General features: G+C 38.0%; 19 protein-coding genes and 2 tRNA genes. 5 read left to right on the forward strand and 16 right to left on the reverse strand.

The genetic code is table 11. The features are described 5' to 3' along the window. Position 1: 1 nt before the first annotated feature. From NU09_RS13305 to NU09_RS13320, 4 genes are all read right to left on the reverse strand, one after another. Positions 2–448 (reverse strand): hypothetical protein, encoded by a 447-nt coding sequence (locus tag NU09_RS13305; protein ID WP_129751787.1) that lies wholly within the window; start codon positions 446–448, stop codon positions 2–4. A gap of 82 nt (positions 449–530) precedes the next feature. Further along, entirely contained in the window at positions 531–1,859 is a 1,329-nt protein-coding gene (gene rimO / locus NU09_RS13310; protein ID WP_129751788.1) for a 30S ribosomal protein S12 methylthiotransferase RimO, read from the reverse strand. A gap of 148 nt (positions 1,860–2,007) precedes the next feature. Next, a complete protein-coding gene (locus NU09_RS13315; protein ID WP_129751789.1) occupies positions 2,008–3,504 on the reverse strand; it encodes an OmpP1/FadL family transporter in 1,497 nt (498 codons plus the stop codon). Positions 3,505–3,570: 66 nt separating this feature from the next. Further along, on the reverse strand, positions 3,571–4,656 hold the full coding sequence (locus NU09_RS13320; protein WP_129751790.1) for a hypothetical protein: 1,086 nt from the start codon (positions 4,654–4,656) through the stop codon (positions 3,571–3,573). A 103-nt stretch (positions 4,657–4,759) separates the two neighbouring features. Between NU09_RS13320 and proS the strand changes: the two genes are divergently transcribed. The 4 genes from proS (at position 4,760) to rpsT (ending at position 6,814) form a co-directional block, all read left to right on the forward strand. Beyond that, positions 4,760–6,235 (forward strand): proline--tRNA ligase, encoded by a 1,476-nt coding sequence (proS, locus tag NU09_RS13325; RefSeq protein ID WP_129751791.1) that lies wholly within the window; start codon positions 4,760–4,762, stop codon positions 6,233–6,235. 81 nt (positions 6,236–6,316) lie between these two features. Beyond that, positions 6,317–6,388, forward strand: a tRNA-Glu gene (locus NU09_RS13330). 67 nt (positions 6,389–6,455) lie between these two features. Further along, positions 6,456–6,527, forward strand: a tRNA-Glu gene (locus NU09_RS13335). Positions 6,528–6,562: 35 nt separating this feature from the next. Continuing rightward, positions 6,563–6,814, forward strand: a complete 252-nt coding sequence (gene rpsT, locus NU09_RS13340; RefSeq protein ID WP_129751792.1) for a 30S ribosomal protein S20 — start codon at positions 6,563–6,565, stop codon at positions 6,812–6,814. 64 nt (positions 6,815–6,878) lie between these two features. On the opposite strand, the gene NU09_RS13345 is transcribed toward rpsT, so the two are convergent. Beyond that, complete coding sequence (locus NU09_RS13345; RefSeq protein WP_129751793.1) at positions 6,879–7,928, reverse strand: endonuclease/exonuclease/phosphatase family protein; 1,050 nt, start codon at positions 7,926–7,928, stop codon at positions 6,879–6,881. Between the two features lie 199 nt (positions 7,929–8,127). Between NU09_RS13345 and typA the strand changes: the two genes are divergently transcribed. Continuing rightward, a complete protein-coding gene (gene typA / locus NU09_RS13350; protein WP_129751794.1) occupies positions 8,128–9,927 on the forward strand; it encodes a translational GTPase TypA in 1,800 nt (599 codons plus the stop codon). 63 nt (positions 9,928–9,990) lie between these two features. Here the strand turns inward: typA and NU09_RS13355 are convergent, their stop codons facing one another. The 11 genes from NU09_RS13355 to NU09_RS13405 all read right to left on the reverse strand — a co-directional run bounded on the left by NU09_RS13355 (position 9,991) and on the right by NU09_RS13405 (position 23,251). Further along, positions 9,991–10,275, reverse strand: a complete 285-nt coding sequence (locus NU09_RS13355) for a DUF6252 family protein (protein WP_129751795.1) — start codon at positions 10,273–10,275, stop codon at positions 9,991–9,993. A gap of 346 nt (positions 10,276–10,621) precedes the next feature. After that, on the reverse strand, positions 10,622–11,353 hold the full coding sequence (locus NU09_RS13360; RefSeq protein ID WP_129751796.1) for a hypothetical protein: 732 nt from the start codon (positions 11,351–11,353) through the stop codon (positions 10,622–10,624). Between the two features lie 125 nt (positions 11,354–11,478). Continuing rightward, on the reverse strand, positions 11,479–13,974 hold the full coding sequence (locus NU09_RS13365; RefSeq protein ID WP_129751797.1) for a T9SS type B sorting domain-containing protein: 2,496 nt from the start codon (positions 13,972–13,974) through the stop codon (positions 11,479–11,481). 57 nt (positions 13,975–14,031) lie between these two features. Continuing rightward, positions 14,032–16,791: a T9SS type B sorting domain-containing protein gene (locus tag NU09_RS13370; protein WP_165357697.1), complete on the reverse strand. Its 2,760-nt coding sequence runs from the start codon at positions 16,789–16,791 to the stop codon at positions 14,032–14,034. Between the two features lie 69 nt (positions 16,792–16,860). Continuing rightward, positions 16,861–17,700 (reverse strand): ABC transporter permease subunit, encoded by an 840-nt coding sequence (locus NU09_RS13375; protein WP_129751799.1) that lies wholly within the window; start codon positions 17,698–17,700, stop codon positions 16,861–16,863. A 6-nt stretch (positions 17,701–17,706) separates the two neighbouring features. Then, the gene (locus NU09_RS13380; RefSeq protein WP_129751800.1) at positions 17,707–18,606 is read right to left on the reverse strand and encodes an ABC transporter ATP-binding protein; all 900 of its coding nucleotides are present in this window, start codon (positions 18,604–18,606) and stop codon (positions 17,707–17,709) included. An 85-nt stretch (positions 18,607–18,691) separates the two neighbouring features. Then, a complete protein-coding gene (locus tag NU09_RS13385; protein WP_129751801.1) occupies positions 18,692–20,575 on the reverse strand; it encodes a hypothetical protein in 1,884 nt (627 codons plus the stop codon). Positions 20,576–20,714: 139 nt separating this feature from the next. After that, positions 20,715–21,773 (reverse strand): nucleoid-associated protein, encoded by a 1,059-nt coding sequence (locus tag NU09_RS13390; RefSeq protein ID WP_129751802.1) that lies wholly within the window; start codon positions 21,771–21,773, stop codon positions 20,715–20,717. A gap of 64 nt (positions 21,774–21,837) precedes the next feature. Beyond that, the gene (locus tag NU09_RS13395) at positions 21,838–22,377 is read right to left on the reverse strand and encodes an IS1096 element passenger TnpR family protein (RefSeq protein WP_129751803.1); all 540 of its coding nucleotides are present in this window, start codon (positions 22,375–22,377) and stop codon (positions 21,838–21,840) included. A 107-nt stretch (positions 22,378–22,484) separates the two neighbouring features. Further along, positions 22,485–22,874 carry a VOC family protein gene (locus NU09_RS13400; RefSeq protein WP_129751804.1) on the reverse strand — a complete coding sequence of 130 codons (390 nt, stop codon included), beginning with the start codon at positions 22,872–22,874 and terminating at the stop codon, positions 22,485–22,487. A 2-nt stretch (positions 22,875–22,876) separates the two neighbouring features. Continuing rightward, complete coding sequence (locus tag NU09_RS13405; protein WP_129751805.1) at positions 22,877–23,251, reverse strand: VOC family protein; 375 nt, start codon at positions 23,249–23,251, stop codon at positions 22,877–22,879.

Consider the following 23,251-nt stretch of genomic DNA (forward strand, 5'->3'; position numbering starts at 1 on the left):
ATTACTTTTGTTTGTTTCTGTCGTCGATAATCTTCTGATATGATTTTTTCTGATCTTCAGATAATAACGGAAGGATTTTTTTATCAATCTCTTCACTTATCGCATTAAATTTATCTCTTAACACCTGGCGTGTATCACTTTCGTTGTTAGACAGCTCAAGTATCTGGTCTTTGTGGTCATCATAAATTACCTTAACAGCGGCTTTTTGAAAATCATCCAGCTTAAGTTCTTTGGCAAGATATTCAGACATTACTTCCGAAAGGTCTTTAGGCTTTTCATCCTCTTTCTTTTTAATCGCTTTTCTGCTTCTTTGAGTATCTATTCTTCGGTCAACACCGGGTCTGTAACCTGAATTGTAATAAGGGTCGTAACCGTAGCCGTACTGAGCCATGGCTTCGTGTCCTGTAAAAAGAAGAAAGGCAATAGCCAAAATTTTAAAATATTTCATGATGCAATACTTTATAATAAGGTCAAACTTAATGATTTTTTAAACAAAAAAGCTAAAGTTCATCAACTTTAGCTTTTAGGTATTATTCTGTAGCCATGTTTGCCGGTACACCATAAAGGTCAAACTCGGTGGCATCGGTAATCTTAATATCTGTAAACTCTCCTGTTTTAAGGTAAGTTAGAGAAGCATCAATAAGTACTTCATTATCCACATCCGGGCTGTCGAACTCAGTTCTTGCCACAAAGTGGTTTCCTTCTTTACGATCGATGATACAACGGTAAACCTGCCCAATTTTTTCCTGGTTAAGTTCCCATGAAATTTGCGACTGTATTTCCATTATTTCGTTAGCGCGTTGTTGTTTTACTTCAGCAGGCACGTCATCTTCAAGAAGGTAAGCATGAGTATTCTCTTCGTGTGAGTATGTAAAGCATCCAAGACGCTCAAAACGCATTTCCTCAACCCAGTTTTTAAGTATCTGGAAATCCTCTTCAGTCTCTCCCGGATAACCTACAATAAGGGTAGTTCTTATAGCCATTCCCGGTACCGTTTCCCTAAACTCTTTTAATAGTCTGGTTGTTTTTTCATAAGTGGTACCGCGACGCATAGACTTAAGTACGTTATCACTGATGTGTTGTAACGGAATATCTATGTAGTTACATATTTTAGGCTCACGCTTCATCAGTTCAAGCACGTCCATCGGGAATCCTGTAGGGAAAGCATAGTGTAACCTGATCCACTCAATACCTTCAACTTTTACAAGGTTTTCAAGTAGCTCGGCAAGGTTACGTTTTTTATAAAGGTCAAGACCGTAGTATGTAAGGTCCTGAGCGATAAGTATAAGTTCCTTAACTCCGTTTCTTGCAAGGCCTTCAGCTTCCTTAACCAGTTTTTCTATTGGTTGGGAAACGTGTTTCCCTCTCATTAACGGGATTGCACAAAAACTGCACGGACGGTCGCATCCTTCAGCAATTTTAAGGTAAGCGTAGTTTTTAGGGGTGGTAGTTAAACGCTCTCCTAAAAGCTCATGCTTATAGTCGGCTCCAAGGGCTTTTAAAAGTAACGGAAGCTCTGTCGTGCCAAAATACTGGTCTACATTAGGTATTTCCTTAACCAAATCCGGTTTGTATCGTTCAGAAAGGCATCCGGTAACAAATACTTTATCTACCAGTCCCTGTTCTTTCTTGTCAACATAATTAAGGATCATGTTAACCGATTCTTCCTTTGCATTATCAATAAAACCACAAGTGTTTATAACAATAATATTTCCTTCCTCATGTGCAGGCGCTTCATGGGTAACGTCTTTACCGCTTGCTTTAAGCTGGCCCATAAGCACTTCGCTATCATAAACATTTTTAGAACACCCAAGTGTTACTACGTTGATTTTATTTTTCTTTAACGATTTGGTTCTCATGTACTTGAAAATTGGAGTGCAAAATTACGCTTTTTATTGATAAACAGGAGTATATAGCGTTAAAATTTATGTGGAAAGGGCTATAAAATAAAAACCGCCTCTCTTTTGTAAGGGCGGTTTTTTTAAAGTAACTATGTAAGATGAAAATTTACAAATCCATAGAATATGAAACAGTAACATTATTGTTGCAGCTGTTTATTCTTGCAGAATCGGTTAATGCTGCGGTTAATAAAGGCGCAGCCGATTTTCTGTTAAAGTAAGAGTAGGTCAGGTCTAATCTGGAGCCTCGGAAGTTAAAACCTAAACCTCCGGAATATCCGGTAAGGTCGCCCATTGTATAACCATTTTTATAAGGACTTTGCTCAAAGCGGTAACCACCTCTAATACTTACACTTTTAATACGGTATTCAATACCAGCACGGAATTCACTTGCTAAATCCAGAGTGCTTCCAAGCTGGTCGTTAATCATGTCGTAACCCCTGCTTGTAAACTTGGTATTGCTATAGTCTTTAAGTGAGTAATCGATACTTATAAGTCCCGACTGCCCAAAAATATAAGCTAAGCTTCCGGTATATTTACCAGGTGTTTTAAGTCCGTAATCATCCATAATAAATGTCATTCCCGGATCGGTAACAACGCGGCTGCCATCATTTTGAACAATTATATTTTGTGTAATTTCGTCCTGAAGTCTGTACCATGTTGGAGACTCATAGGCAAGTCCTAAACGGAAAGCTTCGGTAACTTTGGCAATAGCGCCCAAGTTAAAAGAGAAACCTCCGCCGTATGTATATCTTTCGTTATTAAAACGGACAGCAGCTAAGCCTGTAGTTGGGCTCTGATAATCTTCATACACACTATAAGTCTTGATGTAATCGGTAAAATGTGCATTTAGGTTAGCTCCAAGATACAGCCAGTTAGAAAATTGTCCTGCAAAGTTAATGGCTACTTTGCCATTATATCCTCTTGTAGAAACACTGTTCTCATTATAGTAAGGTCCTGCCGGAACATTGCTGGAATAAGTAGTGTTATCCGGAGTATTTACATCGGGGTTAAACATGTACCCGTTATATCCTAAGTAAGCCTGCTGGTCTATAAAGTTCAGGTCTTCATAGTAAGCGTTATTAAGTGCGCTTAGCGGAATTCCTCCTTCATTGCCAATGCCGTTAGCGTATCGCAGGAAATACCTGTCTATAGAGTTGTTTTGGTTGTAACCTGCAGAGAAAATACTGTTGTCAAAATTATCGGTATTTTCATAGTTAAATGCTATAGCAAATTTTTTAAGAGTAGCATTTTCGTTAGAGTTATTAAAAACAAAAACAGCACCAAGTTGGTTTAATTCCAGTGAGCTGTCGTTCTTTTTTGTGTTTGTACCAAAGTAATTGGATTCGTTAGAAATATTAAAATTGGTTAACGAAACCGTACCTGTGTTGTAATTGAAAACTGCCGAACCTGCCGGATTTACATTAATGGCAGAAAGATCGCCACCCAGTGCTCCAAAAGCACCGCTTAACGCGCGGAAACGTGCAGTACCTGTAAGGTTACCTGTTGCATATCTTACAGCATCTTCAGGGGTATTGAGATCCTGCTGAGCATGTAAAGCTGCTGCAGTTAATGAAAAAGCAGCAAGGAATAGATATTTTTTCATAGTCAATTGATTTTGAAAAGCTCCATACTGTTTTGTCAAATAGCATGGAGCCGTATTATTGGTTAATTATCCTCTTCTTCCGCCGCCACCGCCGCCGGATCTTCCACCGCCACCACCACCGGATCTACCGCCGCCAAATCCGCCGCCTGAGCTTCTGGATGGAGAAGGGCTGTATGACCTGCTTGGTGATGAGCTACTTCTTGAAGGAGTATAATTATTATTGCTTCTTGTATTGCTTGAAGGAGTATATTCTCTGTTACTGCTGCTTCTGGTAGCTCTTGATGAGTTAGAGTAAGAACTTCTGTCGCTGGTGTTGTTGCCTCTTGATCTTACTGTAGAACTGTTTCTTGACATAGAAGATCTGTTAGGGGTATATGAAGAATTTCTTCCGGCTACATTGCTTCGTCCTGTTTGATAGCCTCTGCCGGCAACATTGCTTCTTCCTCCTACACCGTTTCTGTTTCCTCCATAAGCAACATTAGATCTTCCTGCGCTGTATGGGTAACGTCCGTTGTAGTCATTGTAGTAGTAAGCATGTCCATAAGGGTAATAGCCCCAGTTTCCGTAGTAGCCACCCCAACCATAGTATGGGTAACCCCATCCGCCATAGCCATAGCCCCATCCGATGCCAACATTCCATCCGCCCCATGAGTTCCATCCAAGGCCCCAGCCCCAACCGCCTCCATAGTAGGGATAGCCCCAACCGCCATAGCCCCAGCCATAGTAAGGGTAACCCCAACCACCATAGCCATAGCCGTCATAAACATTTACGGTTATGTTGTCTGGATTTTCACCCCAACCCGGGTAAGAGTTAGTTGTATATGCGTTGTTGTAATTGGTAACACTAACAACAGAGTCGTTTTGTGTAGTTGCATCATCATCATATACAGGGTATTCGTTCTTTAAAGATTCAAAGTAACCTTTATAGTTTGTGTTTTGTCCTGAAACATTTCCGTCTCTGTACTGTTGTACGTTTCCGTCATTATAAGTATAAACAGGATTGTTGTTGCTGTCACGGGGAACTGAACCATAAATACCGTCATTATAAGAAGAGGTGTTTTGGTAAGAACCGCACGAGACTACGGTAAGGGTCAAAAACCCTAACAAGGTATGCAGGGAGATTGTACGTAGTGTGAAGTAGTTAGTTTTCATAACGCTGCATTTTTTTTATTGTTGGACTAACAAAAATAGTTAGTTTTGCCAAACAGTTAGTAATATATTTTAAGAAAACAATATTTGTGCCAATTTAATTGAAATGAGTAAGAATTTAACTAAGCGATCAGAAGATTATTCCAAATGGTATAATGAACTGGTTGTAAAAGCAGACCTTGCTGAGAATTCAGGGGTTAGGGGATGTATGGTAATAAAACCATACGGCTATGCAATTTGGGAAAAAATGCAGGCAGAGTTAGACAGGATGTTTAAAGAAACAGGACACCAAAACGCTTACTTCCCCTTATTTATACCCAAATCTTATTTTAGTAAGGAGGCGAGCCATGTAGACGGTTTTGCAAAAGAATGTGCTGTAGTTACTCATTACAGGCTTAAAACAAGTGAAGACGGAAAAACGATAGAAGTAGATCCGGATGCTAAACTTGAGGAAGAGCTTATTGTAAGGCCTACTTCAGAAACCATTATATGGGATACCTACAGGAAATGGATACAATCGTACCGCGACCTGCCTATTCTTGTTAACCAATGGGCAAACGTAGTGCGTTGGGAAATGAGAACACGTTTGTTTTTAAGAACAGCAGAGTTTTTATGGCAGGAAGGGCATACCGCACACGCAACTAAGCAGGAGGCAATTGCCGAAGCTGAACAGATGATGAATGTGTATGCCGAGTTTGCTGAGAACTTTATGGCTATACCTGTAATAAAAGGGGTGAAAACAGCTAATGAGCGTTTTGCCGGAGCAGAGGAGACGTATTGTATTGAGGCTTTAATGCAGGATGGTAAGGCACTACAGGCAGGTACTTCGCACTTTTTAGGGCAGAACTTTGCTAAAGCATTTGACGTTAAGTTTGCCAACCAGGAAGGTAAACAGGATTATGTTTGGGCAACTTCTTGGGGTGTTTCCACACGCTTAATGGGAGCTCTTGTAATGACGCATAGTGATGATAACGGACTTGTGCTTCCGCCAAACCTTGCGCCTATACAGGTAGTGATTGTTCCTATTCACAGGAGCGATGAGCAGCTTGAAGAAATATCGGCAGAGGTTAAAACATTAATGGCTCAGCTAAGAAAACTTAATATTTCGGTTAAGTATGACGACAGGACTACGCATAAACCGGGATGGAAGTTTAATGAGTATGAACTTAAGGGTGTTCCTGTAAGAATTGCCGTAGGTCCAAAAGACCTTGAAAACGGAACTTTTGAAGTTGCGCGCCGAGATACCCTTACAAAAGAGGTAGTGGCTAAGGCTGATATCGCAAATTACATTCAGGATCTTCTTGAAAAAATACAATCTGAACTGTTTAATAAAGCTATTGAGTACAGAAATTCACATATTACTGAAGTAAATTCTTTTGAAGAATTTAAAGATGTTTTAGACAATAAAGGTGGTTTTGTAGCGGCTCATTGGGACGGTACAGGAGAGACTGAAGAACGTATTAAAGAACTTACTAAGGCTACAATCAGATGTATAGCTCTTGACAGGGTAGAAGAAGAGGGTAAATGTGTGCTTACAGGTGCGCCATCAAAGGGACGAGTGCTGTTTGCAAAGGCGTACTAAAAAAAATAAAAAATTTTTGTTTCAGCTATTGCGTAAATAAAAAATAGTTGTACATTTGCACCGCAATAATGAAACAAAAACGGTCCGTTCGTCTAGGGGTTAGGACGCCAGGTTTTCATCCTGGTAACAGGGGTTCGATTCCCCTACGGACTACGAAATTGAAGTTCTAATATTTTTTACTGAGAATAATCCAAAAAGGACTTCAGAGTAACAAAACAATGGTCCGTTCGTCTAGGGGTTAGGACGCCAGGTTTTCATCCTGGTAACAGGGGTTCGATTCCCCTACGGACTACAAATTTTATATAACAAGATATTTAAGTTAACAAAATGGCAAATCACAAGTCAGCTTTAAAAAGAATCAGAAGCAACGAAAAGAAAAGAGTGTTGAACAGGTATCAGCACAAAACTACTCGTAATGCTATTAAAGCAATACGTTTAGCTACAGATAAGAATGAAGCTTCAGAAAAATTATCTTCTGTTATTTCAATGATTGATAAGTTAGCTAAGAAAAACATCATCCACGCTAACAAAGCTTCAAACTTAAAATCAAAATTAACTAAGCACGTAGCAGCTCTTTAATAAGAGAATAACTACTTGTTAAGATATAAAATTAAAGCTCCTGGATTACCGGGAGCTTTTTTTGTTATGTTGTTTTTTGTTTCTTTTCACTAGCTTCAGCTATATCATCACTATCAGGTTTTTCACCGTGTTGTTCAAACTGGGCACCTTTGTCAAGCTGTAGGCTTACATATATAGGAAAATGATCTGAACCGCAGTTATTAAGCCGTTTCATGCATGCAAACTTAAAGTGCGGAGATGCAAATGCATGGTCTAAAGGGAACCGCATAAAAGGGTACTGCGCATGGAAGGTGTTAAAAAAACCTCGTCCTATCCTTGGGTCCAGCATACCGCTCATTTTTAAAAACAGTTTTGTAGTATAGCTCCATGCCACATCATTTAGATCACCCATTACTATTACCGGAAGTTTACTTTTTTTGCATAAATCTGCTGCAAGCAAAAGTTCCTTATCCCTTTCGGTAGATTGCATATTTTCGTTTGGTACCGGTGGTGTAGGGTGCAGTGCATATAATTGAATTTCTTCACCGCTTTTTAATAGTACTTTGGTGTGGATAGAGGGGATATCATCTTCTACCATATATTTTACTTCGGTGTTTTTAAGTTCCAGTTTGGAGTATAAGATCATTCCATATGTGTTTTCAAGCGGTACAAGTCTGTTGTAAGGATAAGTTTCTTTTAACTGCAATGTAGCATCAGCCCAAAAATTATCGGTTTCTATAAGCAGTACAATATCAGGGTCTGCCTTTTTTATTTCTGTAAGGCATCCCTTTGCATTACGGTTTTCCTGATATACGTTTGCAATCACTATATCTATAGTGTTAGCTTTATCTGTGCGTTTGGCTGTAAGCATCTGTTTTTTTGCAAGAGGCGTAAACGGCAATATATGATAAAGCAGGTAAATAATATTAAGGGATATTATAGAAAGTATAGTTGCATATTCCATTACCGGGCCATCATAATAAAATATTATTAGGACCATGCAGATAACAGAAAGAGTTAGCTTTTGCAGCCGCGGATAATCAAAAATCCTGAAAGTCCAGTAATCATTTCTTACAAGTGGTATAATGGTGAAGAGGATAATTAAGGCTGTGAAAATTATTAAAAAAGTATTCATTTATTAAGCGATAAGTTATGCTAAAGTACTGAGTTACTTCAAATATACTTATTTGCTTTTGTAATAAGAAGACTGTTAATTGTAATTTAACTAATGTTAATTTTAGGTGTGATAAAGATTATAACAATCTTAAGTGTCTCGTTTTTAGTGTTTTTTATATCAAAATAAAGTGTACCTTTGCAGCTTCAAAAAAAGAAAGATGGCGTCTATAAGAAACATTGCAATTATTGCTCACGTTGACCACGGTAAGACTACGCTGGTTGACAAAATTATGTACCATTGCCAGTTATTCCGCGAAAACGAGAACACAGGCGACCTGATACTTGATAACAACGACCTTGAGCGTGAAAGAGGTATTACCATTACTTCTAAAAACGTATCGGTAGCTTACAAGGGAACGAAAATCAACATTATCGATACTCCGGGCCACGCCGACTTTGGTGGTGAGGTAGAGCGTGTACTTAACATGGCTGACGGTGTATTACTTTTAGTTGATGCCTTTGAAGGGCCAATGCCGCAAACACGTTTTGTGCTTCAAAAAGCTATCGACCTTGGCCTTAAGCCATGTGTGGTTATTAATAAGGTGGATAAAGAGAATTGTACTCCGGAAGAAGTACATGAAAAGGTATTTGACCTTATGTTTGAGCTTGGTGCAGAAGAGTGGCAGCTTGATTTCCCTTCAGTATACGGTTCTGCTAAGCAAAACTGGATGAGTACTGACTGGAGAAACAAAACTGAGAACATAGAGCCGCTTCTTGATATGGTACTTGAGCATATTCCTGCTCCTAAAGTATCTGAAGGTACTCCGCAATTACTTATCACCTCTCTTGACTTCTCAAGCTTTACAGGTCGTATTGCTATCGGTCGTTTACAAAGAGGTGTCTTAACAGAAGGAATGAATGTTTCTCTTGTTAAGCGTGATGGTAAAGTGGTTAAATCTAAATTAAAAGAGCTTCACACTTTTGAAGGGCTTGGCCGTAAAAAAGTAGAAAGAGTTGAAGCAGGAGATATTTGTGCACTTGTAGGTCTTGAAGGTTTTGAAATTGGTGATACTGTTGCTGATTTTGAAAATCCGGAAGCATTAGCAACCATTGCTATCGATGAGCCTACAATGAGTATGTTGTTTACGATTAACGACTCTCCTTTCTTTGGTAAAGAAGGTAAGTTTGTTACTTCAAGACACATTAAAGAAAGATTAAGCAAGGAGCTAGAGAAAAACCTTGCGCTTAGAGTTAATGAGACTGACAGTGCTGATAAATTCATGGTATTTGGCCGTGGTGTACTTCACTTATCAGTTCTTATAGAAACTATGAGAAGAGAAGGGTATGAGCTTCAGATTGGGCAGCCACAGGTTATCATCAAAGAAATTGATGGTGTTAAATGTGAGCCTATCGAGGAACTTACTATCGACTTACCGGAAAACCTTTCTGGACGTGCAGTTGAGTTTGTAACTATGCGTAAAGGTGAGATGCTAAGTATGGAGCCTAAAGGTGAGCGTATGATAGTTAAGTTTATCATTCCTTCACGTGGTATCATCGGTTTGAGAAACCAGTTACTAACGGCTACAGCAGGTGAGGCTATCATGGCACACCGTTATTTAGAGTACCAACCGTTTAAAGGTGAGATTCCGGGACGTATCAACGGTTCATTAATCTCTATGGAGAACGGTAAGGCAATCCCTTACTCTATTGATAAACTTCAGGACAGAGGTAAATTCTTTGTTGATCCTAACGAAGATATCTATGAAGGTCAGGTTATTGGTGAGAACTCTCGTGGTGATGATATGGTTGTAAACGTTACTAAAACTAAAAAGTTAACTAACGTTCGTTCGTCTGGTGCTGATGATAAAGCAAGAATTATTCCTGCTATCAAATTCTCGTTAGAGGAGGCATTAGAATACATCCAGAAAGATGAGTATGTAGAGGTAACGCCTAAGAGCTTACGTTTACGTAAAATCTACCTGAATGAAAATGACAGAAAGCGTTTTAAAATCGCTTAATGATATAAATTGAAAATCCCGCCAATCGGCGGGATTTTTTTATGTTTTATTTCTAAGGTGTATTTATAATCCGAACTGAGCATCAAAACGGCCGTCTCTAATTTTAACCCGTTCTCCTGTAACAGGATGTTGCACATCAAACCAAAAAGTGCCGGAAACAATATAGTTTTCCATATCAAATTTTGTAATGGTTAGTTCGCCTGTAAATTCGTCATCTGTAAATGAGTTATAATATTCTGTTGGAGAAATGATGTAGGCAATTCCTGAATAAGCGTTACCGTCTTCTATTTTTTTAAGAATATAAGTCGAACCTTCTGTAATTGACAGGTTTTCACTTTGAATATACATGAATTGGGGCTGACCATTTTTATTTTCGCAACCAATGGCAAAATAATATTTCCCTTCAACAAGCTGATAATATGTGTTTGTAGGTGCTCCTTTAAAAATTTTCCCGTTTACATAACATGCAAAAATGTTTCCGTTTGTGTAGCAGGTGGTAATGAGTTATCAGTATCATCATTTTTGTCGCAACCTGTTAGGATTAAGAAAAATGATAAGAAGAGAACAGGCAAGGCATGGATAAAATTTTTATAAAAATTCATAATAATAATTTTTATAAAAATAGATAAATTATAGGTGTACTTGTTAAGCACCAATGATATAAAATAAAATCCCGCCAATCGGCGGGATTTTATTATTGATATTTATATTCTGTTTCTTTTTTCAGTATTCCGTTTTCAAATTCCTTTTTACTGGTAGGAAGTCCTGCATCGTTAAAACTATATTCATAAGTTGTTGCAAAGTTCAGCTCCGATTCAATTGATTCTCTAATAAGATATTTATCGGCTGTACTGTTTCTTTCTTTATTAAGGCTGTTTGCTCTTAATACATTGTTGGGCATATAGTGGTCTTTCCCGTTACGGTCATTTAAAAGTGCGCGATTATGTGTTTCGTCATACTCAAATGTTTTTAAAGTGATATCGTCGTTAGCAGAAACTGGATTTTTTCCATCAAAAATTATTTCATAATCTCCTACCTCCGAAACTTCTTTGTATATCAGCCCTTCATTATTAAGATAGAAGGTTTTTGTTGACGGGTCTGCTCCTGCACGGTCAGCAGTTATTGTATTGTCATTATTGTAGGTATATGTTATAGTATATTGTTCTGAAATATACTTACGTTGGTACTTTTGATGAATTAATCTATTGTCATTATCATAGACAAATGTAAAATTATCAATTCTTGACTGGCTGTTATTATAATTGGTAAGACTAAGTAATAAGCCATTTGAAAAATAGCCATATTTAGTTACGCCCGCTAAAAAATTTCCTGAACTGTACCATCTTATCTCTGTTATTTTTCCGTCTGAGTAATCATAATGACTGGATGATATAACAGAACCATTTTGATATTGTGTAACTTTCATTCCTGTTAAATTTGTTGATAAGTCATCTTTAGAACAGGATGTAATACATAATGCTATAATAGCTGATAATAAAAGTTTTTTCATGTTAAGGTGTTAAAGTTAAGGGAGCAAATATAAAATATTTATCACCTTATCATACTAAAATGTCCCTTAACTGTTCGTCCATCATCAAGTTCCACAACGTACCAATAATCAGTAGAAGGTAGTGGGTGGCCATTGTAGGTACCGTCCCAACCAGAACCTTTAGGGTCTATATTGGCTATAAGTTTGCCATAGCGGTCGTAAATGTATATAGTGCTGTTTTGATAAAATTTAAAATTCATACCAACAATATCCCAAGTGTCATGAACACCATCGCCGTTTGGAGTAAAGAATTTAGGTATGGATAGTATAGATATCTCCTTAAACACTACACCACAACCATTAACATCAGATACATATACAGTATGTAGCCCGGGTTCTACCTTCTCAAAGTGATTGGACTCCTGAAAAGGACCGTGGGGTCTATCTATACTGAATTCATAGGTTGTATTAACTCCTCCGGTTGGAGAAACATGAACGGTTACTGTATTGTTATCTGTAAGGTCTGTAATGTCAATATCTTCTATTATCGCAACGTCTGACGGAATAACTGTAAAGGTTTGCGTTTTAGAGCAGCCGTTTGCATTAGTCACTTCAACAGAAAAAGTACCCGAACGCGTTACCTGTATAGTAGGGGTAGTGCGTCCGTTAGACCACTCATAAGTATATTGTGCTCCTGTAATACCCGTACTTAATGTAACAGGATCACCCGTATTGGCACATATTCTTGCTTCGGCAGTATCATCTATCCCAGGAACACCCATTGTACCTATGGTAAACGTTGTTATAGCATAACAGTTTGTGTTGTTTTTGTTTTGTACGCGGGCATAAATGGTTTGAGGATCGGACGTGTTGTTATAGCTGTCCGGATTTAAAGCACCCGATGATAATTGCGCATTAGTTAACGATTCATAATAAAATACTTCATAATCCTGCGGATCCTGATTTCCTAAAATGGCATTTGTATTGTCGCCAAGTGTAAAGTTTTCTATACCATCGCTCCCTGTGTCACATTCTCTAAGATTATCGGCTGTATTGGCTACAGGAACTTCTGCAATAGTAACATTTTGAGAAAAGGTAAAACTCTCTCCCGTATATTCAATAATAGCTACCACATTATAAGTGCCGGCATCGGTATAAACGTGAGTAGGATTAATTTCTGCAGATGTAGGGCTTCCGTCACCAAAATCCCACTCTATACTGTCAAACTGATTGGTAAATGCAAGAGTAAATTCAGAAGTGTCACCAAGGCAGGTGTTTTCAATCTCTATACTGGCATAAAAAAAGGAGGTAATAAACGGTGGCAGTCCAAAAAAACAGCTTGTTCCGTTAGCTAATGTTATACCGTTTTGCTGATAGCCGCAGGCAGCTCCTGTTTCTTCAGGATTGTTAATAACATCCAGGTTTTGCGAGCTTACAACGGCACGGTAAATTTTACCATTAGGGCCTAACTGAAGTGTCCCGGATTGCGGAGTGTCTATAATAAAAATTTCTGACCCCGGAATATTAGTGGCTTCAAGATTATACTGATAAATTCCGCTAATAACGTTTGCCGTATCATAACATGCGTATAGCTTTTTACCTGATGGTGAAAATTCTACACCATAAGGCAATGTATTTTCTTTTATAAGTAACGGGTTAGATACCACTCCGGTACTGTTATTAAAATCATACAGGTATACCATACCGTTTGATTCTGACCCTCCGGTCTCTGTGCCTGCCTGCATGTGGGCAATGGCAAGTTTATTTCCTGTAGGCGATATTTTTAAACAACCTATGGCATTTCTCCTGTATCCTGAAGTTGGTATTACAGGTAATAACTGGCTTACTACAGGTGTTTCGTTAACCCCATCGGCATCTACTAAAAAAGCATAAAACCGGTCTATAAATTGTGTAATTACCCAGTATCCTGTACCGTCGGCATTTTTTACTGCGGTTATCTTTTCAGAACATTTGTATTTAATCTCGTCTATGATTGCAGGATTGTAGGTAACAAGATGTACATTTCTTGTTGTTATGTCTCCTTCACTCCCGTTGGCTCCAGTTACCGAAAGGTCTACTATAGAGTAGTTAAATCCATTGTTGAGTCCGTCGTCTGAAGCGGGAATAGTACTACCGTCTGCATATGGTCCTGGAAAAGGATTAGGGTAAGTAGCAGTATTTTCATGATGGGGTTCGTCTACAGTAAAAATGTAGTAGATGTTTGGGTCATCGGCTTTTGGTACTATAATACCCGATTGTGTACTGGAAGGGTCGCCAAGTAAACCTGTTCCGCCCAAGTAGTTTCCGTTTGGCATTATAATGTGGTTTTTATCCCAAACTGTGCGCCCGTCTGTATAAAAAAGTAAGTTGCCCTGTGCGTCCGAAATTGAACTACAGCCTTCGTTAGTTGTCATACTGCTGTCTCCTAAAGGGACAACAGAACCATCATCAAGAAAATGTATACCTGCATTATTGCCAAAATACCAGTAATTGGCTTCTTTTTGGGCAAAAGCAAATACTGTAAAAAACAGGAATAACAATACGGTGATTTTTTTCATAGCGGAAAAATATTTAACGGACTAACGTTAAATGATTTATAAAATTACAAAAAAAACTTACCTGACCATAGCAAAATGTCCCCTTATGTTTCTTCCGTCTTCAAGTTCAAGTAAAAACCAGTAATCTGTAGAAGGTAATGGCCTGCCGTTATACATGCCGTCCCAACCGATACTGTCTCCCCAAAAGCTGCTTACCAGCTTGCCATAACGGTCGAATATTGAAATTTTAGACTTAGGAAGGAAATAGATAAAGAAAACCTGCCAGGTTTCATGGATGCCGTCTCCGTTAGGTGTAAAAAACTTAGGATAATTAAGTAGAACAACCTCCTCGCTAGTCTCACTACAGCCATCTTTAGAACGGATATAGACGGTATAAACGCCGGGGATAAGATTACCAAAGTAAGGCATATCTATATAGTTTATTCCATCCAGAGAATATTCAAAGTTTTCCCAGTTAGCAATATCAATTGCTATTGCATTGTCATGCGTTGTAAAATCGTCTATTTTTATTGTGTAATCAATATCGGGTAAATGGGGTACACTAATAGTAAAGGAAACAATGTCGTAGCCTAGACAACCGTTGGTGCTTTCCAGCCTTGCCCAAATAGTTTGCCCTGTATAAGGTACGCTGTTTTGATGTACGTCGTTAAGAGGGTTGGTCTCATTTTGAGCATCTTCAAGAGAGGCATAATAGGTAACTGTCCTAAAATCTTCGCCGTTTTTTATAAGTGCATCATTAAGGCTTAATACAAATAGCTGAAATCCGTCTTCATCTCTGTCGCATAGCCATAAATCTTCAGGTTCTCCGGCAACAACAGGATTTATTATTTCTATCTCAAAACTTTCTGGTAAACTGTAGCATCCGGTTATTGTATTATATATCTGTATATATATAGTTTGCGGATTGGTAGTATTAGCATAGGCCTGCGGATTTGCAATCGCATTTCCGTCGTTAAGGTCATCCATGCTCTCGTAGTAGGAGAAAACAATATCCGTTTGATTGCCAGTAAACATATTTTCGTGGGTGGTGAGGTCAAACTCATTAGACTGGTCGTCTACACCGTCATCATCACACTGACTCAAATCTAAAACTATGCTGTCCGGATTATTAAATACAGGCAGAGGCATAATATTTATAGTAAATGATGTAATGTCGAAACAGTCAGGATTATTGGTTCTTTGCAGCCTAACCCATATTGTCTGGCTTGCATAGGCCACAATGTTTTGATAAGGTGTAGCTATAGGATTTACACCATTTAAGGCATTTTGCTGAGTTGTATGGTAGCTTATTACAGTATTTATATCTCCGTTTTGAATGAGAGTCTGGTTTATACTTAAATCAAATAACTGAAAACCGTCTACATTATCATCGCATAGCATGAGATTTTGAGGTGTGCCTGCTATTACTGATGATGTATTTATGATGAATGACTGTGTTGCAAAACATCCTGTATCGGTGTTGGTCATTCTTACATACAGTGTTTGCGGATTTGAAGTGTTTGTATAATTTGATGGATTTGCAATAGGGATATTGTTTTGCAGATCCGTTGCGGATGCATAGTAAGCAAATGAAGCATTGGTTGCGCCGCCGGAAAGACTGTCTTCGTTAATGGTGAGGTCAAAATTTGTTAAGCCATCGTCTACACCGTCATTATCACACAAAGTGATTTGTGAAGGAGGTATTTCAAAAGTATATATGCTTATAGTAAATGCAGAGAGGTCAAAACAACTTTCTCCGGTTTTGTTTAGTCTGGCCCAAATAACCTCGTTTTCATACGGAACCTGATTTTCGTATAATGGACCTATGGCTCCGATGTTATTTTCGGCATCTTCCTGAGATGTAAAATAAGTTACCGTATAATCGAGCTCTCCTCCTGTAATGCCATCATCATTAACCGATAAATCAAATTCCCGGATACCGTTCTCGTTTGTGTCACAAAGTGTTATATCTTGTGAGTTTCCGCTTATTACGGGTATTTCAACATCAAACGTCAATACGTCATAACATCCGGTTATAGGGTTGGTCATCCTTAAATAAACGGTTTGTGTTGAAACATCACTAAAAAATTCAGCGGGATTAGCCATAGGGTTTTCACCTAAAGTCATATCATTCAAACTGGTGTGATAGGTAAGTTCAACATCCGTCTGGTCGCCTATAAACATTTCTTCATAAACGGTTAAATCAAAAGTTACCGACTGGTCATATACACCATCATCACCATCGCACTGAACAATGTTTAAAGGAATATTATTTGGATTTAAAAAAACCGGAACCTCATGAAAGGTGGCAGTCCCTGTCCATTCTATAGAAAAATTACTAAAGCCATGAGGGCGGTCTATTACAAGGTAGTAAATGTCGTCGTCCTCAACATCTACCCATTGTATAAATGCATTACCATCTTCATTGGGACCTTCAGAAACATCGATTTCAGTTTCATTCATCCCCGTTGTGTTATAACTAAGGCCGGCAGCATTAGGATTTGTTGTAGAACATCGTATAGGGTCTCCCAGATTACCGCATTCAAGATTAGGGCCAAAGAACCAGAAATCAAAGTCTACAACAAGGTTAGAACTCTCTGGAGTTAGTATAAAGCCTAACGTACCTCCGTCCTTTATCTGAATTTTAAACCAAACGCTGTGGTGCTCCTGACTATGACAATCGTTAGTGGCGGTACTAAGTTCCATTATATCGCCAACACCTTCGGCAGTAAGTCCATAATAGTCCATACCACCACAAACCATAATTGCGTCGGGGCAATCGCTTTGTGCCCAAACGGTAATATTAAAAAGAAAGAATAATAAATATGTAAATTTCAATTTCACAGCAGGAATGTTAAGCTTTTGGTAAATTTATATAAAATTTATAAAACCTTCCTGCTGTTTATGTTATAAATCTCTCTTTTTCAAAATCTTATAGGATAATGTTATAAATATGGTAATCCATGCTAAAACTATAACAATTTCATACCAGTGTACACCATAAAAACGTTCGTTTATGGCACCACTTACCTGACCTTCTATTGCCTTATATGATTTGAATTTAGTAATTGGCTCTTTTATAAGGTTATACATAGATTCCAGTGGCATGAAGTTAATTGCTGCCTGTAGTGACTTATCATCACTAAAGACCCATTTCATTAAAGAAAAATGGATTATTTTTTCTATTACATACCATAATGCAATAAAACCGATTGCAAATGCCGAACGTTTTATAAGCACTCCCGCAAAAAGACAGAAACAGAAGAATGCTACCAACTTTAAAAAGTATGTGAATACATAACCCATTTCCGAGAATACAATGGAAGCTTCAGTATAAGAAGAAAAGCTATATCCCAAAAGTATAGTAACAATAAATACAAATACTGTAGAGGCTGCCGAAAATAATAACACGGTAAGTACCTTAGAAGTCAAGAACTCTTTTTTGCTTAATCCGTCTATAAGGTTTTGTTTTAATGTTCCATATGTATATTCATTAGACATCATGGATACAATTATAAGCGCAAGGAAAATTTTAAGTATGGCGGCAATAAAGAAATTAAAATGCCATATGTAAGGAAAGTCAAATACTCCCTGATCGGCCAGTTTAATTTCTGCACCAAAAAGGGTAATCTTAATACTTGATATAAATGCTAAAAAGCTTAGTAGTACAAAATAAGTTATTATAAGTACTTTGCTGGATCTGTTTTTCCAGAGTTTTTGTAGTTCTATGGTTAAAAGTCTTTTCATGATGGCTTATTTTGAAGGCGATGTTAATTGAAGGAATTGTTCTTCCAGACTGTTCTGGCGTTTCACTAAATGGTTAAGGTAAATATTATGCCCTGCCAATTGCCTGTTAAGTTCTGCCGCTTCCAGAGGGGCTTTAAGATAAACCATAAGTTTACCTTCATTATCTTCAATCTTGTCTACAGCAGGGTGCTGTATAAGTATATTTTGCAGTTCTAAGTTATCATCTGCCTGAAGTTCAAAGAAACCTTCATTAGATATCATTCCGTTAACCGTACCGGTATATAAAACAACACCTTTTCTTAAAACAATAACATGTGTACAAACCTTTTCAACTTCATCCAAAAGGTGGGAAGCCAGGAGGATAGTTGTGCCTAATGATGCTATATGTCTTATTATATCCCTAATCTGGCGAATACCCTGTGGGTCAAGCCCGTTTGTAGGTTCATCCAGTATAAGTATTTCAGGATCGTTAAGCAGGGCAGAAGCGATAGCAAGCCTTTGTTTCATGCCCAGTGAGAAAGTCCTGAACTTACTGTCTTTCCTGTCCAGCAGTTCAACAAGAGCCAGTTTTTCATCAATTTTTTCTAATGGAGCTCCTTTAATTTTACAAACCAGTTTAAGGTTTTCGTAAGCCGACATGTACGGATAAAAATTAGGTCTTTCTATAATGGCACCTACCTTTTTAAGAGCATCGTGGGTTTCCATATTACCGCCAAACCAACTGTAGTTGCCGGATGTTGCATTTACAACGTTAAGTATTATGCCAAGTGTGGTAGATTTACCACTTCCGTTAGGGCCCAGTATGCCATAAACATTTCCTTTTTTAATATCAAAGGTTACGTTATTTACCGCATGTACCCTCCCGAATTTTTTATCCAGATTATTGATGGTCAGTATAGTTTCCAAAAGCTACTGTTTTAGGGTTATTGTTAATATGACGAACTGTCTACTTTTTTGTTACCCCTAAAGTTAAACTTTTTTAACAGAATGTTTATTCGTAAGGTACCACCTTAGGTTCGCCAATCTGGAAGTCGGGAAGCATTATGTCGTTGTTTTTAAAGCTGTTGGTTTTAAAAATATTGTCTCCGTTACCTGGTATAGTAGGGTAGAAAGCTAACGAAAGCTGGAAGCTGTTAAATACAAGGTAGTCATTAGTTATAAGCAGCCCTATGCCAAACTGAGTGTATACTTTACTTTTGTAAAGGTTAAGCTCTTCATCACCTATTACCCCCATTGTAAAATTAGCAAAAGGGTTAAGCCTAAAGCCAAAAACATCCCAAGGAGCATAACTTTGGGTTTGTAATTTTAGGGTGAACTTTTTAGTACCTAAAGGGTTAGCGCCGTTAAAGTCGGGTATACCGCCGTCACCACTAAGGTTTAGCTGATCTTTAATAATTGCGGCCCTGTTATCACCAAATACCAATATTGGCTGTATAAAATGCCTGAAACGCCAATTACCCCACTGCTTCATATTGGTAAAATAAAGCAAATCAAACCTTAGTGTGGTTTCCTGTGTTTTATCCTTATAGAAAAAAGAACCTACTTCGGCATTAATACTCATATATCCCCATTTGTAATAGTTACCAAAGGCATATCGTCCACCCAGATAAACTCTTCGCTGCCTGTTTTTATCCTGCATACCTCCGGTAAAGGAGTAAGTACGCCCAATGGGAATATCCTCAACGATATCATAATTAAATAGGAATTTATCCTGAACGAATTTACGTGATGTTAAACCTATACTTGCCATGTAAAGCTTTTCGTTGCCATAATAGCCTACGGAGTCATATTGGAAAAAAGGCTTTTCCTTATACTGCCTGTTATATAATCTGGCAGTTGTTACAAGGTTAGTTGTTCGGTCTTCTTCGGTAAAGCCTTTAAATATCTTAAAGGCATAACCTCCCCAAAAATCCTTTGCTTCCCATTTCATGTTTTGCATGGCATAAACACCGGCACTGTTAGGGAGCGAATCCCTTACCAGGCTTTCTTCCCACATAAAACCTCCTGCCCAGCGTGTATAGGCAGAGAAAAATTCTCTTTGCAGGCTAAATCTCTTTAAATAACTATCATCGGTATTTGTTTGGTAGGTGGCCTGTAGCTTGGTATAGGTATTCATTACATTGGGAACTGTATACTGTCCCAAATAGGCTGATTGCCCGGTTTTTAGTTCCTTGTCGAATTCATTTTTAAATTCGTGGCCTAAGCCAAAAAAGTTTCTCTCGGTTAGCTCAAAAGAAGTGCGTGATGAGGACGCCGATCCGTTAGGGATTAAACTCCAAGAGTCGAGTACCCGTATTTCCACGTCTACATATTCACTATTTCCTTCTATTGGTTTTGCTGAAATAATTACTCTTCTGGTATAGCGTTGTGCACGTATTAAACGTTCTGACTCCTCAACTAACAAGGAGTCTAAAGGCTTCCCTTCCTTAAAAAGTAAAAGATTCCTGATGGTCATTTCTTTTGTTTTTAAGTGGATGCTGTTACCGGTTCTTTCGGCCCAGTTAGAGGGTTTTCTAAGGGTATCGGTAATGGAGTTACCAAAAGGATCGAGGGTTACTATTTTTATTTTTCGGATAGTTTTACCGTTATATTTAGCAAAAGAGCTTTGCATCTCAGGAGCGTTTTGTTTAGTTTTTTTACGTGTGCCTGACGCTTCCTGCTCCCTTACCGGACGAAAGATAAGCTTGTGCATGAACTTTGTAAACTTTCTCTTTCTGGAATACTCCTGTATACTTTTGTACATTTCCTCTCTTTTTTGCTTAACGGTATCGTTTTGTACAGGAAGAGAATCTAATGTAGGAACGACCTGTGCAGCCATAGGTATAGCCACAAAAAATAAGGTTATAAAAAGAAGTAACCGTAATTTTTTGGTCATTTTCTGAGAAAAGTTTTACAATGAAAGTTATGAAATTAAAAGCTAATAAAACGCTAAAATTACCGTCAGCCGTATGTTTTACAATTCATTTAACAATAAAAAAAGAGGCTCGAGGCCTCTTTAAATATAACTGTGGTTATTAGCTTTTCTGTTCTTTGTTAAAGTAAACCAGATAGTAGTACATCTGCTTTTCCTCATCCCATCCTTTTTCTACAAATTTTTCTGCACTTTCAGGGTTTACAAAGTCCATTTTTATCTGGATGTTGGTATCCAGGTTAATAACGTTCTTTATTTTTTTACGGGCATCGGTAACCGCTGCATTAGCAATAGGGAAGTTAGTAACGTCCTCAATGCTGTACTTAGGAGCCTTTTCTACTTTATAGTTTTTAAACTCAGGTATAAGATCCGGGTTATCAAGTACCTCGTTAAGGAAATTGGTTTCTTCAAACTCATCGTTTTTAGCGAAGTAGTTTACAGAACGGTTCATAAACATTACTTCCTCTTTTTTGTCTTCTGCAGGAAGCACTACATCCTTAGCAAAATCCTGGCAGAATTTAAGGTACTTCTTAGTGATGAAGTTCTCATCCTGAAAAGCATCTACCGAAAGGAAGTGTTCCAGCCAGTAACGGGCATCATACCTGTTACTGTCTATAGTAAGTATTTTATAACCTTCCTCTTTCTTGTAGTTAAAGATAATACAGCCTTTATCAAGCTTATTAAGGTTGATACCCTGTTGTAATATGATTTCAAGGTTGCTGCTTTTTTCTTCAAACTGAAGGAAGTCGGTTTTTATTTCGCTTTTAAATACGGCTACAGCATCTACCACATTATTATCTATAGAAAGGTTAGTTAGGTAAGTAACATAAACCTCACCGTTTTTAATATGCGGGTGGTTAGATTGCTCAAAAAGATGCTTGGTTATTTTTTTAGAAACTTCATGTGCCTCGCTTGGGTTTGTGAATATTTCTGTGGCAAGGTTGTACATATCGTGGTAATCTAAATCCACATCATGGGCAAACTGAAAATAATTCTCCTCTTTATCCCTAAACGGCTTAAAGAAATACTCTTTTAAAAGCGGAGTTATCTCATCGTTCAGGCTGTATGGCTGTTCTGATAAAAATATAGCTTCGTTACGGCTTTTGTTTCCTACTCTGTGTACAGAAAGGGTTTCAATTTGTGTGTTAAAAAGGTTTATCATTTTATAAAGATGCTTAGGTTCTTAGGTACTTAGGTCCTGAGTTCTTGTTTTGATTTTGTTTAGTTTAATTCCACTGTCCGTCATCAAAGCTCATGTCGTCAAAGCTTTGGTCGTCATTGAACATGTCAAGATCATCGTCATCAAAATCATCCTCAAACTCCCCATAAATATCATCTTCATCAGCCGTAAACTCTTTATCCGGTGCGTTAGAAGGCATTTCTCCGTGAGAGAATAAAAGTTCAGGATAAGCAACACCGCTTTCAGGCTCTTCAATGGCACCAAGTTCCACAAAAAATGTCCACATGTTTAAAAAATCATAGACATAAATGATTTTTGTATTCTCACTGTCTAAAATTGAACTTAACGTATAATCTGCCATTGTTTTCATTTCTCCCGGCACATCACCTGCATCAAAAAGCGGAATTTCGTCTTCCTGAGCCCATTCGTCGTCACAGGTATAAAAAGAGCCCATTTCAAGGCCGTCAAAACCAAAAGCATTAACAATTGCATTGTGTAAATCTTCCAGCGTATCTTCTTCAAGGATAGCTATATCCCTAAAAATATCTTCCTCAGCATCAAGTATTACTCTGAATTTATAAACCATAGTTTAAGTGTTTTTTGTAAACCCCAAAGGTAAACCATTAATTCTGATTTTGCTTTTTGGAATTTTAGAAATTTTAGATATATACATATTTACAAACCACCTGCAAACTATTTTTCATACAGCTCAACAGGCAGATTATCAGGGTCTGAAAAGAAAGTAAATTTTTTCCCCGTAAACTCGTCAATCCTAACAGGTTCGGTCGCTATATCATTTTGGTTAAGCCATTTAACAGCTGTGTTTATATCATCGGTTTCAAAGGCTATATGTCTTAATCCGGCAGCTTCGGGACGTGAAACCCTGGCAGGCGGATTAGGGAAAGAAAAAAGTTCAATGGTATACTGTCCTTTTAGTGAGAGATCCAGTTTATAAGATTGCCTTTCCTGCCTGTAGTTTTCGGCTTCAATGGTAAAGCCCAATATGTTGGTGTAAAAATGTTTTGATTTATAGTAATCGCTACAAATTATGGCGATATGATGTATACGGTTAATGTTAAGCATAATTATTCTCCCTGTGTTATCCACCAATGGTTACCAAAAGGATCTTCAAATCCTGCCGAGTATCCGTAATCCTGCTTAACGGGCTGCTGTAGCGAAATGCTCTTGGACTCCATGGCTTTTTTATAAACATCATCTACGTTTGTAACAAAAATAAATGTACCCGAGGTTTTTTGTTTCCAGTTCTCATTACTGTTTGCAAACATTATTATGGCATCGTGTATTTTCAGTTCGCCGTGCATAATTGCCCTTGTATCCTGACCGGGTACTATCATCTGTTCTGTGGCGCCAAAAACATATTTGCAAAATTCCATGAACTCATAAGCTTTATCCAGTACCAGATAAGGCATTACCGGTAAATAGTTGTTTGGTATATTCAT

This window comes from Flavobacterium beibuense, assembly GCF_004151245.1.
GTDB classification, from domain to species: Bacteria; Bacteroidota; Bacteroidia; order Flavobacteriales; family Flavobacteriaceae; genus Flavobacterium; species Flavobacterium beibuense_A.

Coding starts and splice junctions, on each gene's coding strand:
- NU09_RS13305 (WP_129751787.1), bottom strand. CDS start 448: ATGAAATATTTTAAAATTTTGGCTATTGCCTTTCTTCTTTTTACAGGA.
- rimO (WP_129751788.1), bottom strand. CDS start 1,859: ATGAGAACCAAATCGTTAAAGAAAAATAAAATCAACGTAGTAACACTT.
- NU09_RS13315 (WP_129751789.1), bottom strand. CDS start 3,504: ATGAAAAAATATCTATTCCTTGCTGCTTTTTCATTAACTGCAGCAGCT.
- NU09_RS13320 (WP_129751790.1), bottom strand. CDS start 4,656: ATGAAAACTAACTACTTCACACTACGTACAATCTCCCTGCATACCTTG.
- proS (WP_129751791.1), top strand. CDS start 4,760: ATGAGTAAGAATTTAACTAAGCGATCAGAAGATTATTCCAAATGGTAT.
- rpsT (WP_129751792.1), top strand. CDS start 6,563: ATGGCAAATCACAAGTCAGCTTTAAAAAGAATCAGAAGCAACGAAAAG.
- NU09_RS13345 (WP_129751793.1), bottom strand. CDS start 7,928: ATGAATACTTTTTTAATAATTTTCACAGCCTTAATTATCCTCTTCACC.
- typA (WP_129751794.1), top strand. CDS start 8,128: ATGGCGTCTATAAGAAACATTGCAATTATTGCTCACGTTGACCACGGT.
- NU09_RS13355 (WP_129751795.1), bottom strand. CDS start 10,275: ATGTATATTCAAAGTGAAAACCTGTCAATTACAGAAGGTTCGACTTAT.
- NU09_RS13360 (WP_129751796.1), bottom strand. CDS start 11,353: ATGAAAGTTACACAATATCAAAATGGTTCTGTTATATCATCCAGTCAT.
- NU09_RS13365 (WP_129751797.1), bottom strand. CDS start 13,974: ATGAAAAAAATCACCGTATTGTTATTCCTGTTTTTTACAGTATTTGCT.
- NU09_RS13375 (WP_129751799.1), bottom strand. CDS start 17,700: ATGAAAAGACTTTTAACCATAGAACTACAAAAACTCTGGAAAAACAGA.
- NU09_RS13385 (WP_129751801.1), bottom strand. CDS start 20,575: ATGACCAAAAAATTACGGTTACTTCTTTTTATAACCTTATTTTTTGTG.
- NU09_RS13390 (WP_129751802.1), bottom strand. CDS start 21,773: ATGATAAACCTTTTTAACACACAAATTGAAACCCTTTCTGTACACAGA.
- NU09_RS13395 (WP_129751803.1), bottom strand. CDS start 22,377: ATGGTTTATAAATTCAGAGTAATACTTGATGCTGAGGAAGATATTTTT.
- NU09_RS13400 (WP_129751804.1), bottom strand. CDS start 22,874: ATGCTTAACATTAACCGTATACATCATATCGCCATAATTTGTAGCGAT.
- NU09_RS13405 (WP_129751805.1), bottom strand. CDS start 23,251: ATGAATATACCAAACAACTATTTACCGGTAATGCCTTATCTGGTACTG.